Raw genomic sequence first — 16,270 nt, 5'->3', positions numbered from 1 at the left:
CCAAAAAATTCGATATAATAAGATAACTTATGGTTTAGGAGGAGTATTTTTTTTCATTAAAGGCTTGCTTTAATGGAAAAAAATCAGGGAGAAAATGAAGAATAAAGGCGTTTATTTTGGATTGTCTGCCTATGTCTTGTGGGGCTTGGTCACACTATATTGGAAAATAATCGTTGGGGTTTCGCCATTAGCAACGATGTGCTACCGAATCGTGTGGTCCTTTGTTTTTATGGTGTTGTTTATCGTGCTTTCTGGGAAGAAAACGCAATTTTTACAAGAAGCACGTCTGCTGTGGAAGAACAAAGCATTTGCTGGACTGATCGTTTTAGCTTCTGTGCTGATCTCCATCAACTGGTTCACCTTTATCTTCGCGGTGAGTGCGGGCCACGTGATGCAAGCCAGCTTAGGCTATTACATCAATCCGCTAGTCAATGTCTTGTTAGCGACCGTTTTTTTGAAGGAACGTCTTAGTCGTACTGGCATGCTGGCGTGTCTGCTGGCAAGTATCGGGGTGATCTTATTATCGATCCAAACAGGAACGATTCCTTATGCCTCACTGATCATGGCCTTTTCCTTTAGTACGTATGGCTTGATCAAAAAAAGGATCCCCATTAGTTCGGTTACTGGGTTAACGATCGAAACGATGGTGATTTTCCCCTTTGCGCTCGTGTATATTTTAGGATTTTCAACCGTCGGCTTTATGAATTATCCCTTGCAAACCAATCTCTTATTGATGGGTGCTGGGATCGTGACGGCTATTCCGCTGCTGCTGTTTGCGGAAGCCGCGAAAAATGTTTCTTACATTACGCTTGGGTTTATTCAATACGTCAACCCGACGATCATGCTTTTGTTAGCCATCTTTTTGTTTCACGAAACCTATTCACTGGCCCAATTTTCCGCCTTTGCGTTTATTTGGCTGGGGATCGCGGTCTTCACCTATGGTACGTTAGGGACGGCGATGAAAGAGCGGCGCATGGGACAGCAAAGAAAGCAACTCTGATGCATCAGGAATGGCTGCAGCTGGGCCGTTCCTTTTTTTATTAAAAAACAAAACATTTTAGGTAGTGAAGGATGTTGCAAGGAGAACCCTTCAATGGTATAACAAAGGAAAAACCCGTTGTAGAAATTTTGTTTGAAAAGGGTTGCATCTGCCACGGGGGTGTGTTATTATTCTTTCAGTTACAAGGATTGTTACTGTTCGGCAGGCAAAACCAGAATTGACCGCAGCGCGCTAACGGGGAGATTCTAGGTTTTTTTATTTTGGAGTGAGGGAAAGCGATGATTATTGGAAAAATTTTAAATAATAATGTCGTCATCTCGACCAATGATGCCGGTCAGGAAGTGATCTATATGGGTCGCGGCATTGCGTTTAAGAAAAAAGTCGGCGATCCAGTGGATGAAGCCTTTGTCGAAAAAGAATTTGTGTTAAAGGATACCTTTACTGCAAATCAGTTTCAGCAATTGTTTTCAGACATTCCTGTGGAAGAAGTCGAAGCCGTCAAGCAAGTGGTGGATGATGCAGAAGCATCCTTGGGGATCGAGCTGTCGCCAAATATTTATTTGACCCTGACCGACCATATCCATTATGCGCTGGTTCGGGCACGTGAAGGCATTGAGCTGCCGAATCCATTGTTGTTTGAGACACGCAAATTTTATCCGAAAGAGTATGCGGTTGCAGCAGATGCCGTTGCTTATTTTGAAAAAGTCTTCGGGATTACATTGCCAGAATCGGAGATCGGCTTTATCGCCTTTCATATCGTCAATAGCGAACAAGCCAATGGCACGATGGAAACCACGATGCAAGCGGTAGAAATCGTACGTGACGTACTGGCGATCATCAGTCGCTTTTATGGACGAGTCTTTAACCCAGATTCCTTGAATTATCAACGGATCACCACGCATTTGCAGTATTTTGCGCAGCGTTATTTAAGCGATGAACTTTCGGGGGAAAAAGATGAATTTTTATTCGCCCTTGTGCAATCGAAGTACCCTAAAGCGTTTCAAACGGTCCAACGGATCAACGAGTACTTGATCAAAACCTACGACAAATCGATCGGTGAATCAGAAATGATCTACTTAACGATCCACATCGAACGTGTCGTCAATGATCAAACCAATTAACATTCAATCATTAACGGATTGTTACTGTCAGGCAGGCAATACCCAGATTGAAAAGACAACAGTCAGCGAGGAAAAAACTCGTTAGACGGTCGTTTTTTCAATCTGGGTTTTTTTATTAAAAAAGGAGTGTTGAAAAAATGAGTTCAAATAAAGAAATTGCAGTTCGCGTCCTTGATGCGGTGGGCGGCAAAGAAAATGTCAACAGCGTGGTGCATTGTGCGACCCGCTTGCGTTTCAAATTAAAAGATGAGCACAAAGCGGATACGGCACGCTTGAATCAAGACGACGACGTGATCCAAGTCGTTCAAAGCGGCGGACAATACCAAGTGGTGATCGGCAGTCATGTCAGCGACGTTTACCGTGAATTGAATGGAGTAGCGAACTTCGATGGAGAAGCAGACAGCAAAGGCGACAAAGGCAATTTGTTGAATCAACTGGTGGATATTATTTCGTCGATCTTTACGCCATTTTTAGGCGCAATGGCAGGTGCTGGGGTCTTAAAAGGATTCTTGACGCTGGCAGTCACCTTGAATTGGCTGGCAGCTGATTCTGGGGTCTACACCGTATTGTATGCGATTGCCGATGGGTTATTTACCTATTTACCAGTGATGTTGGCTTTTACTGCAGCGAAGAAGTTTCGTACCAATGAATTTCTAGCGGTTTCCTTAGCGATGGCGTTGGTTCATCCAGACATTACCGCTTTGGCTGGGCAAACGTTGAGTTTCTTAGGCCTTCCGGTCATTATTGGTGCGAGTGCTTATACGTCTTCCGTCATTCCGATTATTTTAGCGGTCTTTTTACAAAGCTATGTGGAGCGTTTCTTTAAAAAAGTCATTCCTAGCTTCTTACAGATCATCTGTGTGCCTTTAGCGGTCTTCTTGATTATGGCGCCATTGACTTTTATTGTCGTCGGTCCACTAGGAACGATTTTAGGAAACTTGTTAGGTAGTGCCTATGACAGCATTTACCACTTCAGCCCACTGATCGCTGGGGCTGTCATGGGTGGTTTATGGCAAGTCTTTGTGATGTTTGGCATGCACTGGGGCTTTGTACCGATCATCATGTTGAATCTCAGCCAAACCGGTGTCGATACCATGGTACCAATGCTGTTGCCAGCTGTCCTTTCTCAAGGTGGTGCAGCGCTAGCAGTGTTCTTTATGACAAAAAATGTGAAATTGAAAGGCTTGGCCCTTTCTTCAACGATCACCTCAATTTTTGGGATCACAGAACCGACGGTGTATGGGGTAACCTTGCCATTGAAAAAACCATTTATCGCCGCGTGTATCAGTGGTGCCATCGGGGGAGCCTTCATCGGCTTCAGCCAAGTCGAAAACTATACCTTTGGGTTAGTCAGCTTACTAAGTCTTCCTTCCTTTATCCCACAAGATACGAAAGATCTAAGTGGTCTGATCGCAGCTTCAATCGGAACGGCTATCGCTTTTGGCGCCGCGTTTGTCTTGACCTTCTTCTTACGTTTTGAAGATCAGCCAGCAACCGATGCCAGTGCAGCACCAGCAAAAGAGCCAGCAGCACCCACAGATAGTTCGTCTAAAGAACGAGTGATCCTCAGCAGTCCGTTAGAAGGCAAAGTGGTTCCCTTAGCAGAAGTCAAAGACCAAGTCTTTTCTTCTGGTGCATTAGGAAAAGGCATCGCCATCGAACCGACCGTCGGGGCTTTGTATGCGCCGGCAGATGGCACCATCACGACGCTCTTTCCTACCGGCCATGCTGTTGGTTTGACCACTACGGATGGAGCAGAAGTCTTGATGCATATTGGTATGGATACCGTGGAACTAGATGGCAAAGGCTTTGAGGTCTTTGTTAAACAAGACGATCAAGTCAAACGCGGTGATTTGTTGGTGAAGTTTGATCTAGATACGATCAAAACTGCCGGCTTATCCACGATTACACCAATCGTTGTGACGAATACGCCGCAATATTTAGATGTGATGGATATGAATCAAACCGATGTCTTGCAAGGAGAAGACTTCTTAGCCATCGTAAAATAAGCAAAAGAAACCCGATCCTCGACTGAATATCAGCAAGGATCGGGTTTTTTGTAAGAAAATAAGGCGCAGTTGCCGGTCTCGCTTGCCTTCTTCGGTGGAGAATGCTTGTCACAGCGCTAGTTAAGGGCAAGACCAACAGCAGGAACGCGTACTCAGGGAAAATCCGAACATTCTTATGGGCTGCTCCTTATACATGGCTTAAATTTTCGGCAAGCGACTCTAAAGCGGGGAAATCGAGAATTGCATAGCCCTGTTTTTGTTTTTCGATCAGCTTGTCTTCACGAAAGCTGGTAAAGGTTCGCAGCAGGTGGCGATAGCTGACATTCAAGATTGCGGCACAGGTGGTTAACTGAAAGGAAAAGTGTTGGTTTTCTTGATGCGCAAGAATAAATTTGGCCAACCGTGTCTCTACAGGTTCCGTCAATGAATTCGCTAAGTTGATCCCCGAATTCAAGCGGGAACTGAGCAACTGACAGATGGTTTGCAAAAAGCGGACGTCTTGTTGCAAGGTGCTGCGGTAGCGATTCAAAGGGATGCAGACGCAGACGCAAGCAGAAGCGGCTTTGACACTGCTTTTCGGCAAGAGTTCCCATAAAGAGGAAGCTTCCCCTAAAGGTGCAGCCGGCTTGGCGTAATCAATACAAATCGTTTGGGTATCCGAAGAGAAGGAATAGACCATCACGGTTCCTTCTACGAGAAAATACAAGTATTCAGAAGGCGTGCCCGTTCGAATCAGGTGCTCTTCTTTTTCAAAGGAATGCAAAGTGGCCATCGCTAACAAATCATTGTCCATATAAGATTGCAGATCGTATGTGTCAATGTAATTCCTGAGGCGTGCGGTATCATCGATTTTTTTCATGGGAATCAGCCACTCCTGAATGGTTTTCTTTAAGTATAGCTTAGTTCCCCTTTTGACTCAACACGAACGATAAATAAAAACTAATGTAAATTGTATGTAAAAATAAGGTAAAATAGGACATGTGTCACTTCATTTTGAAGGGATACTTGGTATGATTTGAATGTAAGAAAGCTTCAAACCATTAGGAGGAGAAAAAATGCCATTGAAACGAATTGTTAAAGGAATGTTAGGAATTGCGTTAGTTGCCGCATTGACCGGCTGTGGGAATGGGAGCAGCAGCAGCGACAGCAGTGCCGCAGCCGAAAAAGAAAAGCTGGTGGTACAATTCGTACCGACCAACAATGACGGCTCGATGCAAGCCAAAGCAAAACCGTTTGCTGAGTATTTATCAAAAAAATTAGACCGTGAAGTAGAAGTAACGTTAGCAACGGATTATTCGACGATCGTAGAAGCGATGGCTTCTGGACAAGTTGATTTAGGGATCATGCCGCCAGCCGCTTATGTTCAAGCCAAAGATATGGATGCAGCAGAAGCGATTTTGACTTCTCAATTAGGTGCCTATGATCCAGAGACCGGCTTGCCATTAGAAGGGGAAAAAACCAATACCTTCAAAGGGGAGATCTTGGTACGTGCGGATAGCGATATGACAGAATTGACGGACTTAAAAGGGAAAAAAATCGCTACATTGAGTCCGAACTCTGCCAGCGGCTATATTTACCCAGTTGCCGAGTTGAAAGATGCAGGAGTTGATCCAACGACGGATGCTACATTAACGACGGTGAACGATATTCCAAGTGAGATCACTGCAGTCTTGAATGGTCAGATGGATGCCGCCTTTGTGTTTCAAGGGGCACGGAATGTCTTTGCGTCAAGCTTCCCAGATAACGATTTATTCGAAGATCTAAAAGTTCTTTACTTAACCGAAGGGGACATCCCGAATGACGCCATTGCCGTTCAACCGACGATGGATGCTGAACTAAAAGAGCAGATCAAAGAAGTGTTCTTGAATATGGCAGACGATGAAGAAGGCGCCGAAGCAATGAGCTTGTGGGGACACCAAGGGTATGAAGAAGCAGCTGATTCTGCTTACGATACCATTCGCGACTATACTAAACGAGCAGCAGAGTAAAAAATCAGGGATTGCGGTAGAAGGATAACGGGACACGGAGATGTGCAGCGATTTACTAGGGGAATAGGTGGAATACGCAGTATCAGTGCATTTTTTAGTGAGATAGACCGTGACCGATTGGGGAAACTTTGCCGCGGTCCCTACATAATGGAGAAGACAGATGATAACTTTTGAGAATGTATCCAAAGTCTACCCGAATGGGGTCAAAGGATTACAGAACATAGATGTAACGATTGAACAAGGAGAATTTGTGGCAATCATTGGTTTGAGCGGTGCTGGTAAGAGTACCTTTTTGCGCTCGATCAATCGCTTAGTGCCAATCACTGAAGGAGATATCCGGGTAGATGGCAAATCAGTCACGAAAGCCAATAAAAAAGAATTGCGCTTGATTCGCCGACAAATCGGATTGATCTCCCAAAGCTTCAATTTGGTCAAACGTAGTACTGTCCAAAAGAATGTGCTATCTGGTCGTTTGGGGTATTACGGGACATGGAAAAGTATTTTAGGGTTGTTTACGAAAGAAGACTATGAAAGAACGAAAGAAGCACTAGCGACTGTCGGCTTGTCAGACAAACTGCAAACGAGAAGCGACCAGTTGAGTGGTGGGCAACAGCAGCGGGTATCCATCGCCCGTGCCTTGGTCCAACAAGCACCAGTGATTTTAGCAGATGAACCCGTGGCATCGCTAGATCCCATCACGACAGAGAAAGTGATGGAGGATCTGAAGAAGATCAATCAAGAAATGGGAAAAACGATTGTCATCAATCTGCATTCGATTCCCTTGGCTCGTCAGTATGCGACAAGGATCATTGCCTTAAAAGCAGGTGCAATCGTTTTTGACGGCAACGCAGCCGCTTTGACGGATCAGCGTTTAGAACAAATCTATGGGAAAGCAATTTTTGAAGAAAAGGCAGGAGAAATCGATGAAACTGAAAGAAACAGTTCATTTTAATTGGTACAAACACCTGCTGCTGATTCTTTTATTGCTGCTCTTTTTTCAAAGCAGTGCCTGGATCACGGGGGCTGATTTTGCACAAGTGTGGTCGAATCGAAGCCAGATGACAGCTTTCATGGCTCGATTTTTGCATCCGGATTTTAGTTATTTACCGCAACTGATGATGCCCTTGATCAAGACACTGCAGATGTCCTTTTTAGGCACCGTTTTAGGAGTAGTCGCAGCAATACCGGTGAGTCTGTTGGCGACGACAGTCGTGACAGAAAGCCGTTGGGTCTCTGTGCCGATGCGTTTTCTCTTAGGGCTGGTGCGGACGATTCCCAACCTATTGTTGGCGGCATTGTTCGTAGCGATTTTTGGGATCGGTGAAGCCACTGGTGTTTTGACCATCGCGGTCTTTACCTTTGGTATGGTTTCACAGCTGATGTTCCAAGCAATCGAAACCATTGATTTTGCGCCAATCGAAGCAGCGGCAGCGGTAGGGGCAAATAAATTTCAAGTGACTGTTTGGGCGATCATACCTCAAGTCATCAGCCAGTTTGCCAGCTATACTTTTTATGCCTTTGAAGTCAATGTTCGAGCTTCGACGGTGTTAGGATATGTTGGTGCCGGCGGGATCGGGGTCATCCTGAACGCCTCATTGGCATTATTGAATTATGAACGGGTCTCAATCATTATCTTGACGATTTTGCTAACGGTAGCGATCGTTGATTTTCTAAGTGAGCGGGTAAGGAGGTCATTCCTATGATGATCAGAGAAGTGAAGAAAACGACTTGGCTGTTATGGGGACTCTTTGCTATCTTACTGGCATTATCCGCAGCGACGCTGGATTATTCCGGATTGAGTACTTTTTCCTTAGCGATGGGAAGAGATGTCCTGCAAGGGCTGAGTCAGCCAGACTGGTCTTTCTTTTATGACGGCAGTGGGGAAGATCTGTGGAGCTTGTTGTTACTGACGATCGGCATCGCTTGTTTAGGAACGATGATCGCAACAGTCTGTGCGATACCGGTGACTTTGCTGAGTGCCGCCAATCTATGGGCTTCTGCGCCGTGGGTCGCGAAGGTCGGCAAAATGATCTGCAATATCTTGCGGGCATTTCCAGAGCTAGTTTATGCGATTATTTTTGTCCGTGTGGTAGGTCCAGGACCTTTTGCTGGGGTTATGGCGATCGGTGTCCACCAGATTGGTATGCTGGGCAAGTTGTTCACCGAAGAAATGGAAGCCATGGATGAGCGCTTGACGGAAGAGATGCAAGCAGTTGGTGCCAACTTTTGGCAGACGATGTTTTTCGTGCGGGTCCCTTACTTAGCACCCATCTATAGTTCCTTTGCATTGAATCATTTTGAAATTGCGGTCCGCAGTGCGGCAACGTTAGGGTTAGTCGGTGCTGGCGGGATCGGTGCACCATTGATTTTTGCTATTCAAACCAGAACCTGGAGCAAGGTAAGTATTATTTTGTTGGGCGTCGTTGTGACCGTCTTCTTATTAGACCAGTTGACTGGAATCATCAGAAAGAAATTGAGATAAACCTATGAATATATTGCATATATCAGATATCCATTTTCGAGAAAGTTACCTGCCTTGTGAAGAAGGGTATCAAGGAATGCTGGCAGCTATGCAAAATCCCTTGATTCCTCTTGAAGAGTGTATCCAAGATGCCAAGGCGCGAGGGGCGATTGATTTGGTGGTGATCAGCGGTGATTTGACCGAAGATGGCGCGCCTGCCGATTATGCCTCTTTGAAGCATTATCTAGAAAAAGCCTTTGGCTCAGTGCCGATCGTAGTAACGCTAGGCAATCATGATATTAAACGGCATTTTCGCCAAGGCTGGCAAGGCAAGTCAGTAGAAACGGCCAGTGATACACCTTTTAATCAAGTCTATGAAACGGAGACATTGGCGGTCGTGACTTTCGATAATTCCTGTTACGGCTATGCCGACGGTATCGTAGATGAGCGACAGTTTGAATGGCTGCAAGCCACGCTGGCGCAGCTCAAAGAGAAAAAGATCATCTTTGTGACGCACCATCATTTGTTGCCTTATCAAGCAAGCACGCCGGCATGGGCCGGTGCCAATCGTTTGGTGGCATTATTGCAGCAGTATCAGATCTCTTGTATTCTCAGTGGACATACCCATCATGCATTTACGGGAACGATCGCAGGGATTCCTTACTATACTGTGGCAAGTATGTCGTTTGTCGGGGAAGATGAAGGCGAGGGGATGGTCCGTTTTGAAGAACGCTATGGATACAATTTGTATCGTTTTGAGGAAGGCGCGCTGGTTCATCAATCCTCAGAAAACTATCGACCGAACCGCGTATTGATGCGGGTCAACATGCAAGGATAAAAAACAGACGTTCCGTCAACGCTGAATTTAGCAGCAGGAAAGGAACGTCTGTTTTTGTGCAAAAAAGGCTTAACCTTGATTGCCAAAGGTTTTGACAACTTCAATCGTGCCGTCGATATGGAAAAACAAGGTATAGTTTTCTTCGGTTTTGATACCGTCAAAGCGGCGAGCATAATAGGTGACTGCGTCTTTGAAGGTTTGTGGGGGGACACCTAAAAAATCAGCGCATGCCGCCAACGTTTTGCAGCCTTCTTCAAAACAAGCGATGATATCATAGGGCGTGACCACGATCGCAGAACCAATGTCACGGGCTTTGCGTTCTTGTTTGCGTTTTTCGTTGGTGTCTTGGGCGGTAATGTCGCCAGCACTGGTCAAATAATGACCGATTTCTTCACCGATGGTGCTCAAGAGGTCTTCTTGTGATTGGTCAGGGTTCAAGTAAATATGGTGATCGATGTACAATCCTTGCTGACCATCAGGCATATTCTTATCGAAAATAAAGTGCAAGTCTGGGTAGGCGGCCATCAGTTCTTCTACTTTATCCATTTCCATCATTCCTTTTGGGCGTGCCGCTGTTTTATAAATTCAATATAGCTGAGGATATCTTCCATCTGCTCATCGGTGACGTCATCATCAATATGGGCCGCAACGGTTTGAACTTTTGCAGAGGGCGGCGTAAAGCCTGCCGGGACTTGTCTGCCTAATAAAAAATCGGTGGATACTTGAAAAATCTCCGCGAGTTTGACGATGGTCTCGCCATCGGGTTCGTTACGATCATTTTCGAAATGCGAATACGCTGCGCGGGTGATCCCTAGCTGATCTGCGATCTGCTGTTGGGTTTGGTTGGTTCGTAGTCTGAGTGTTCTTAGCCGTTCGCCAAGCATGAGTGATCGCCTCCTTTTTTGTAGTATAGCACGTTGGATATAATTTGTATCTATTTTTGTATTATTTGATATAAAAAATATCACATCAGTTGACGATACGAATCGTATCTTTTATACTGGAAACAGATGATATGAATCGTATCGAAAAGAATGGGGGAGGATCATGGATACATCGATCGTAACAGTTGTCTTGCCGTCACTCATTACTGGTGTACTTACTTATTTGGCTACCCGAGTATCCAGCAAAGCGAATTTGGAACAAACGAATATCGAAAATGCCCAAAAGCTTTACCTAAAATATGAACAGATCAATCAAGAATTGACCCATAAAATCGATCAGTTAGAAGAAGAAGTCCAAAAGACCGCCAAAACCTACCAAGAAGAAGTTTTGGTCTATCAAGGAAAGCTTGCTACTGCCCAAAGCGAAAGGGATTTTTTGCGGGCAGAAAACCAGGTGCTGAAAGAATTACAGCGAGGGAATCAAGTGCCTGTGGCGCGTGAAGAGAAGCAACATTCAGCCGTTGGCTAATAGAAAAAAACTGCTTATCCATCAATAAGCAGTTTTTTTCTAGTTTTTATTCTTTAATTGATCATTTGTTCATTCACGTAGGCAGCATAAAGCGGGTGATTGTTGATCAATTCTGCATGGGTACCTTGACCGGTAATGGTACCTTTTTCTATAAAGTAGATTTGATCGGCATCCACGATGGTCGACAAGCGATGGGCGATCACTAATGTCGTGCGCCCTTCCATTAGATGATCCAACGCCCGCTGGACCTTTTCTTCCGACTGAGAATCTAGGCTGGCGGTCGCTTCATCGAGCATCAGCAGCTTGGGGTCTCGCAAGAATGCTCGTGCGATGGCGATCCGTTGTTTTTGCCCGCCAGATAGTTTGACGCCGCGTTCGCCGATTTGTGTTTCTAGTTTTTCGGGGAACTCTTGGACGAACTGATCGGCATAAGCCAATGCCAGTCCTTGCCACAATTCCTCCTCTGACAGTGTTCGGCTTAATCCGTATTGCAAGTTTTCCCGAATCGTACCGGCAAAGACCGCACTGTCTTGGGAAACATAGCCGATCTGTGCCCGCCAGTCCTGCAGATCAATGTCAGCTATCGGCTGTTCACCAATCAGCAAGCGCCCGCTGGTGGGTTCATAAAAGCGTTCCAGTAAAGCGAAGATCGTGGATTTTCCGCCGCCGCTTGGTCCCGCAAAAGCAATCACGGTGTTGGGCTTGGCTTCAAAAGAAATGTTTTGCAAAATCGGCCGTTTGGGATCGTAACTGAAATCGATCTGTTCTGCCCGTAAGACAGCGCCATCGATGGCGGCTTTGGGTGCTGCCTGAATCGGCTCCAGCGGCGTATCCAAAATTTCTTGGATCCTTTCCGTAGCACCCATCGCTTTTTGAACTTGCGAAAAGAACATCGCAAACGTCGTCACAGGCGCAATAATATTAAAGAGATACAGTAGAAAAGCGATCAATGCGCCGCTCGTCAAGGTGCCGGCTTGGACACGGATCGCGCCATAACCAAGGATTCCTACGAGTAAGCCCAGCATTGCCGTCGTCATAATTGGCTGCAAAATCGCACTAACTTTCGCATCCTTGACACCGAGGGTAAAGATTGCCCCAATGTTGCGCCGACCGTTTTCTTGTTCACTAGCTTCTCCGTTGCTGGCTTTGATCAAACGGATCTCTGAGAGTTTTTCGCTGGCATCCGCATTGAAATCGGCAGTCGCTGCTTGTAGTTGGCGTCCTAGTTTCGACATGATCTTGCCGATCGGCCACATGATCAAGGTGATCAAAGGCACCGCACTGAACATGATCGCAGCCATCTTCCAATCCATCAAAAACAAGATGATCATCGAACCAACCAATTGGATCAAGCCAGTGACAAAGCTGGGAAATTGCGAGGTGACTAGTTCTTTGATCACGGAAGTATCATTAACGAGTCGCGAACTGCTTTCCCCCGACTTATGGTCATCAAAATAGCTGACTGGCAAATGCAGCAGATGTTTCCAAAGACGTTCTCGTAATGTTTTCACGGCACTTTCTCCCACATAGCGCAAGAGAAAGCCGCCTAAAGTGCCTACGCCTAATTGCAGCACAAAGGCTAGGATCAAAACGACTAGCATGGAGGTGTTGAACGTGGGGGTGCCGCTGGCATCGACTAGCGTTTTCGTCAGCTGCGGCACGACCAAACTGGCGGCACTCGTGATCAGGCTAAAGAGCATCCCTAAAAGAAACAAGCCTTTCTTGGGATTGACACTGACGATCAGGTGGATAAAGTCTTTCATTTTAAATTTATTTTTGTTCACTGTTGGTGTCGTTGTTTCCATTCGTTTTCCTCCGCTACAAGCAAGATGGCCTGCAGCTTTTTCTTTTTCATTAGGTGCTATTAGAAATCCTGCCAATCATCTTCGGCTGCTTCGTCTTTAGAAGCGGAATCAGGTCTTGCTTTGCGGCCTTGTCCAAACCCGTAGGCATCAAAAAAGTTGCCTTTTCCCCATGTGTCCCGTGGGTCATTCGCCTCGCTACTATCAAATGGTCCAAATGGCCCAAATGGCCCAAATGGCCGATTGCCAAACATGCCGCGGTGTCCAGGAAATGGCATTTGCCGCATGGCTTCTTTGATCTGCTTTTTCATTTGACGCCGCTCGTCAGCGCCCATATCTTGCCAAGTATCTTTCATTTGTTGCTTCATTTTTCGGCGATCGTCATTCGTCATTTCCTGCCAATTTCCACCCCATTGCTTCATCATCTGTTCCCGGATCTCCTGCATAGCTTGTAGACGATCCATCGGGTCAATAAAGCGTTGCGTCTGTTGCTGAAAGTCAGCTTCCCACCCAGCGGCGATGTTTTCAAGCAGACGGGCAAATTCGGTTTGTTCTTCCTCTGTTAACCCAGCAAAAAACGTTTGACTGCTGGCGGCTTCTTTTTGTGCCAGTAATTTTTCTGCTTTTTTTCGTCCAGTCTCTGTCAGAAAGATTCGTTTGATCCTTTTGTCGGCTGCATCTTCTTTGCGTTGGATATCCCCACTGCTTTCCATTTTCTTCAATAGTTCTGCCAAGGAACTTGGCCGTAAATCTAAAACTTCTGCGAGGTAATTTTGCACCAAGCCATCTTCTAAATTTAAAACGGCTAGGACGCGTTGCTGTCCAGAAAGGCGTTGGTTATTTTGACTCATAAAAGCATTGCTGGCTTCGCTGATAAAACGAAGCTGTTTCATTAAGTGATCGGTCATTGTACTCATTGAGAACACTCCTTTTGAATTATTGTTCGGTACCTAATGATATCGATGGGTCGATTATAGTTCGGTGCCGAACGAATGTCAAGAGGAAATAGCTGGGATTTTTTTTCTAACAAAAAGTAAGCAAAATGATTGACTTACTAAAAGTAAGTTTGATATGCTGAGTCCATCGTTAAAGAAAACACAATAAAAGGAGTACAAAAGAATGGTCTTTGGATTTGGGAAAAAAGAACAAATAATTGAAAAAGAAGTAATTAAAGAGGTGTATCGCACTCCGGAAAAGAAAAAAGCGCAAAAAATCGGAATCATCGTTGGCAGCACGAGAGAAGGCCGCGTGAGTCCGCAAGTAGCCAATTACGTTTTACAAACAGCACGAGCACATAGCGACCGCTCATTTGAAATCATTGATATCAAAGACTACGACTTGCCCTTTATGGGTACAGGCGAAGCGAACCAAGCGTGGAATGAAAAAATCGCTGAATTAGACGGCTATATCTTCATCGTACAAGAATACAATCATGGGCTATCGGCTTCCTTGAAAAATGCGTTAGACAGCGCCCGCGAGGAATGGTTCAACAAAGCAGCAGCAATCGTCAGCTATGGTTCAGCAGGGGGTATTCGGGCCGCTGAGCAAGTTCGCTTGATTTTGGCGGAACAAAAAGTAGCCACGGTGCGCACTAATCCAGCCTTCAACTTATTCACTGATTTTGAAAATTTTGCCACCTTTACTCCTGGCGAACATATGACGGCAGGAATGAACGATATGTTGACGGAATTACTGGACTGGGCAGACACATTTGCCAATCGTTAAAAAACAAACGAAAACAATCTTAGGAGGAACCTATCATGAAATTTGGTATTATTTTAGGCAGTACAAGAGAAGGACGCGTAAGTCCGCAAGTCGGAGCATATATTCAAGAAATTGCTACTCAACGGTCAGAGCATCAGTTTGAGATCGTTGATGTAAAGGCATTTGATTTACCGTTTATGGGAACGGCTGAGCCAAACATGGCGTGGAACAAAAAAATCGCTGAATTAGATGGCTATATCTTCATCGTACAAGAATACAACCACGGTTTTGCGGCTTCCTTGAAAAATGCCGTAGACTCTGCACGGGAAGAATGGTTTGATAAAGCAGCTGGGATCGTCAGTTATGGTTCTGGCGGTGGGATTCGTGCCGCTGAACAATTGCGTAACGTTTTAGCTGAACAAAAAGTTGCCACCGTGCGGACTAACCCAGCCTTCAATCTCTTCACAGATTTTGAAAATTTCAGTACCTTCAAACCCGGTGCGCACATGGCTGCAGGTGTCAATGACATGCTGGATGAATTGTTGTTGTGGTCAAAAGCTTTTGCCACGATTCGCTGATCTGTTTTAGGAGGTCACCATTTATCATCGATCATTTGCTGTTTCATTCATTGAATGGAGCAGCATTTTTTTGCGTTTCCAAGGAATGGTTTTCACTGGAAAGGCTATTTCACTGAAAGAATGACTAAAAATCGGGTATACTAGAAGAACAGAAGATGCGGGCAACTGCGTTCGATTTTTTGCCCAGCGAGTGCATCCAGTAACAGAGGAGTGAACAAGAGCATGAATCTACTTTTTGCGATTGATGATCGATTCAGTGAACAATTAAAAACAACGTTATATTCAATCAAACGCCATACGACAGCAGCATCTTTCGATGTCTATGTCTTACAAGAAAAAGAATTGAGACAAGGTGCAGAGCTAGAGGTCTTTTGTCAAAAATTGGCGATGACCTATCATCCCGTCATCATCGGTTCTGGTTCGATCTTTAAAACGGCACCAGTTAGTGACCGCTACCCAGAATCAATCTACTATCGATTGTTGGCACAAAATTACTTGCCGCAGCAGGTGGAAAAAATCCTGTATCTGGATGCGGATATTTTGTGCATCAATGATTTGCGCCCATTGTATGAGCTGACGTTAGGGGATTTTCTGTATGCCGCTGCCAGTCATTCCAAGCTGACAGAAGTGACGACGGTCATCAATAAAGTCCGTTTGCGCAATTATGAGTCAGAAGGCTACTATAATTCAGGTGTCTTGCTGATGAATGTGCACCAGCTACGGCAAGAGGTCAAAGAAACAGAAATTGCAGCCTTCATTGAGAAAAATCATTTGAACCTCTTTTTGCCGGATCAAGATATTTTGAATGGGTTATATGGTGATCGGGTGCTGGCGATTCCTGATCAGCTCTATAACTATGATGTACGGAAAAACCGTACGTATGAGACGATCAGCCTAGGGGAATGGAGTTTGGATTGGGTCATCGAACATACCGTTCTGCTGCATTTTTGCGGCAAAGAGAAACCATGGAAGAAAGGCTATCGCAGCCGCTACGGTTCGTTATACAAATATGTAGAAAATGAACGGCGGAAGTTTGAAGAGGAACAATCAAAGAGCGTATGATTAAAAAAGCTTTACTTGGACAAAAGACAGGTAAAGCTTTTTTTTCGATCATTTTTTGAAGGGAATTCTTGTAAAATCAAGTAGACGCATCTAATTTGCTTCCGCATCGATAAGGAAACACCTTGTGTTCAAAAAGAAAGCGCTATCTATTATGATGACATTATCAACCCATTGCCATGCTAAATCAGGTGAGCAACTGATTTATTCAACGTAAGGAAAATCAGTACTACACCACTATTTAGCAGCTACTGAACATAGATAGTGAAAATGAGTGTATTCGTTAAGGAGGAAAAC

The 16,270-nt window shown here is 45.1% G+C and carries 17 protein-coding genes; 12 read left to right on the top strand and 5 right to left on the bottom strand.

The window, feature by feature from the left end; all coding sequences use genetic code 11:
• Positions 1 to 94 precede the first annotated feature (94 nt).
• From rarD to IGI88_RS05535, 3 genes are all read left to right on the top strand, one after another.
• The gene (rarD, locus tag IGI88_RS05545) at positions 95 to 1,000 is read left to right on the top strand and encodes an EamA family transporter RarD (RefSeq protein WP_005230654.1); all 906 of its coding nucleotides are present in this window, start codon (positions 95 to 97) and stop codon (positions 998 to 1,000) included.
• A 278-nt stretch (positions 1,001 to 1,278) separates the two neighbouring features.
• Complete coding sequence (gene licT, locus IGI88_RS05540; protein WP_016608476.1) at positions 1,279 to 2,121, top strand: BglG family transcription antiterminator LicT; 843 nt, start codon at positions 1,279 to 1,281, stop codon at positions 2,119 to 2,121.
• A gap of 137 nt (positions 2,122 to 2,258) precedes the next feature.
• Positions 2,259 to 4,130, top strand: coding sequence for a beta-glucoside-specific PTS transporter subunit IIABC (locus IGI88_RS05535; RefSeq protein ID WP_429960259.1), 1,872 nt, complete (start codon positions 2,259 to 2,261; stop codon positions 4,128 to 4,130).
• Between the two features lie 187 nt (positions 4,131 to 4,317).
• Here IGI88_RS05535 and IGI88_RS05530 read toward each other — a convergent pair whose 3' ends face one another.
• On the bottom strand, positions 4,318 to 4,989 hold the full coding sequence (locus IGI88_RS05530; protein WP_008380210.1) for a cyclic nucleotide-binding domain-containing protein: 672 nt from the start codon (positions 4,987 to 4,989) through the stop codon (positions 4,318 to 4,320).
• A gap of 196 nt (positions 4,990 to 5,185) precedes the next feature.
• Between IGI88_RS05530 and IGI88_RS05525 the strand changes: the two genes are divergently transcribed.
• From IGI88_RS05525 to IGI88_RS05505, 5 genes are all read left to right on the top strand, one after another.
• A complete protein-coding gene (locus IGI88_RS05525; RefSeq protein WP_008380209.1) occupies positions 5,186 to 6,118 on the top strand; it encodes a phosphate/phosphite/phosphonate ABC transporter substrate-binding protein in 933 nt (310 codons plus the stop codon).
• A gap of 160 nt (positions 6,119 to 6,278) precedes the next feature.
• Positions 6,279 to 7,070: a phosphonate ABC transporter ATP-binding protein gene (gene phnC, locus IGI88_RS05520; protein ID WP_005230661.1), complete on the top strand. Its 792-nt coding sequence runs from the start codon at positions 6,279 to 6,281 to the stop codon at positions 7,068 to 7,070.
• Positions 7,042 to 7,821, top strand: a complete 780-nt coding sequence (gene phnE, locus IGI88_RS05515; RefSeq protein WP_008380208.1) for a phosphonate ABC transporter, permease protein PhnE — start codon at positions 7,042 to 7,044, stop codon at positions 7,819 to 7,821. Before phnC ends, phnE (IGI88_RS05515) begins: the two co-directional genes overlap by 29 nt.
• Positions 7,818 to 8,600: a phosphonate ABC transporter, permease protein PhnE gene (gene phnE, locus IGI88_RS05510; RefSeq protein ID WP_005233297.1), complete on the top strand. Its 783-nt coding sequence runs from the start codon at positions 7,818 to 7,820 to the stop codon at positions 8,598 to 8,600. Before phnE (IGI88_RS05515) ends, phnE (IGI88_RS05510) begins: the two co-directional genes overlap by 4 nt.
• Before the next feature lie 4 nt (positions 8,601 to 8,604).
• Positions 8,605 to 9,417, top strand: coding sequence for a metallophosphoesterase family protein (locus tag IGI88_RS05505; protein ID WP_196044152.1), 813 nt, complete (start codon positions 8,605 to 8,607; stop codon positions 9,415 to 9,417).
• Positions 9,418 to 9,486: 69 nt separating this feature from the next.
• Here IGI88_RS05505 and IGI88_RS05500 read toward each other — a convergent pair whose 3' ends face one another.
• Together IGI88_RS05500 and IGI88_RS05495 are read right to left on the bottom strand one after the other, a co-directional pair.
• Entirely contained in the window at positions 9,487 to 9,963 is a 477-nt protein-coding gene (locus IGI88_RS05500; protein ID WP_034858679.1) for an ImmA/IrrE family metallo-endopeptidase, read from the bottom strand.
• A 5-nt stretch (positions 9,964 to 9,968) separates the two neighbouring features.
• Positions 9,969 to 10,301: a helix-turn-helix domain-containing protein gene (locus IGI88_RS05495; RefSeq protein ID WP_005230670.1), complete on the bottom strand. Its 333-nt coding sequence runs from the start codon at positions 10,299 to 10,301 to the stop codon at positions 9,969 to 9,971.
• Between the two features lie 163 nt (positions 10,302 to 10,464).
• Between IGI88_RS05495 and IGI88_RS05490 the strand changes: the two genes are divergently transcribed.
• The gene (locus IGI88_RS05490; RefSeq protein ID WP_008380201.1) at positions 10,465 to 10,830 is read left to right on the top strand and encodes a hypothetical protein; all 366 of its coding nucleotides are present in this window, start codon (positions 10,465 to 10,467) and stop codon (positions 10,828 to 10,830) included.
• Positions 10,831 to 10,883: 53 nt separating this feature from the next.
• On the opposite strand, the gene IGI88_RS05485 is transcribed toward IGI88_RS05490, so the two are convergent.
• Entirely contained in the window at positions 10,884 to 12,635 is a 1,752-nt protein-coding gene (locus IGI88_RS05485; protein ID WP_207490813.1) for an ABC transporter ATP-binding protein, read from the bottom strand.
• 59 nt (positions 12,636 to 12,694) lie between these two features.
• Positions 12,695 to 13,549 carry a MarR family transcriptional regulator gene (locus IGI88_RS05480; RefSeq protein WP_429960258.1) on the bottom strand — a complete coding sequence of 285 codons (855 nt, stop codon included), beginning with the start codon at positions 13,547 to 13,549 and terminating at the stop codon, positions 12,695 to 12,697.
• Positions 13,550 to 13,751: 202 nt separating this feature from the next.
• Between IGI88_RS05480 and IGI88_RS05475 the strand changes: the two genes are divergently transcribed.
• From IGI88_RS05475 to IGI88_RS05465, 3 genes are all read left to right on the top strand, one after another.
• Positions 13,752 to 14,357 (top strand): NADPH-dependent FMN reductase, encoded by a 606-nt coding sequence (locus tag IGI88_RS05475; protein WP_005233311.1) that lies wholly within the window; start codon positions 13,752 to 13,754, stop codon positions 14,355 to 14,357.
• Positions 14,358 to 14,392: 35 nt separating this feature from the next.
• Positions 14,393 to 14,914: an NADPH-dependent FMN reductase gene (locus tag IGI88_RS05470; RefSeq protein WP_005233313.1), complete on the top strand. Its 522-nt coding sequence runs from the start codon at positions 14,393 to 14,395 to the stop codon at positions 14,912 to 14,914.
• A gap of 222 nt (positions 14,915 to 15,136) precedes the next feature.
• Positions 15,137 to 15,976 carry a glycosyltransferase family 8 protein gene (locus IGI88_RS05465; protein WP_008380189.1) on the top strand — a complete coding sequence of 280 codons (840 nt, stop codon included), beginning with the start codon at positions 15,137 to 15,139 and terminating at the stop codon, positions 15,974 to 15,976.
• The last annotated feature ends 294 nt before the right edge of the window (positions 15,977 to 16,270 follow it).

It is taken from the genome of Enterococcus sp. AZ179, assembly GCF_050498885.1.
Lineage (GTDB): Bacteria > Bacillota > Bacilli > Lactobacillales > Enterococcaceae > Enterococcus_D > Enterococcus_D entomosocium.
This window is presented reverse-complemented; position numbering and strand designations above follow the sequence as displayed.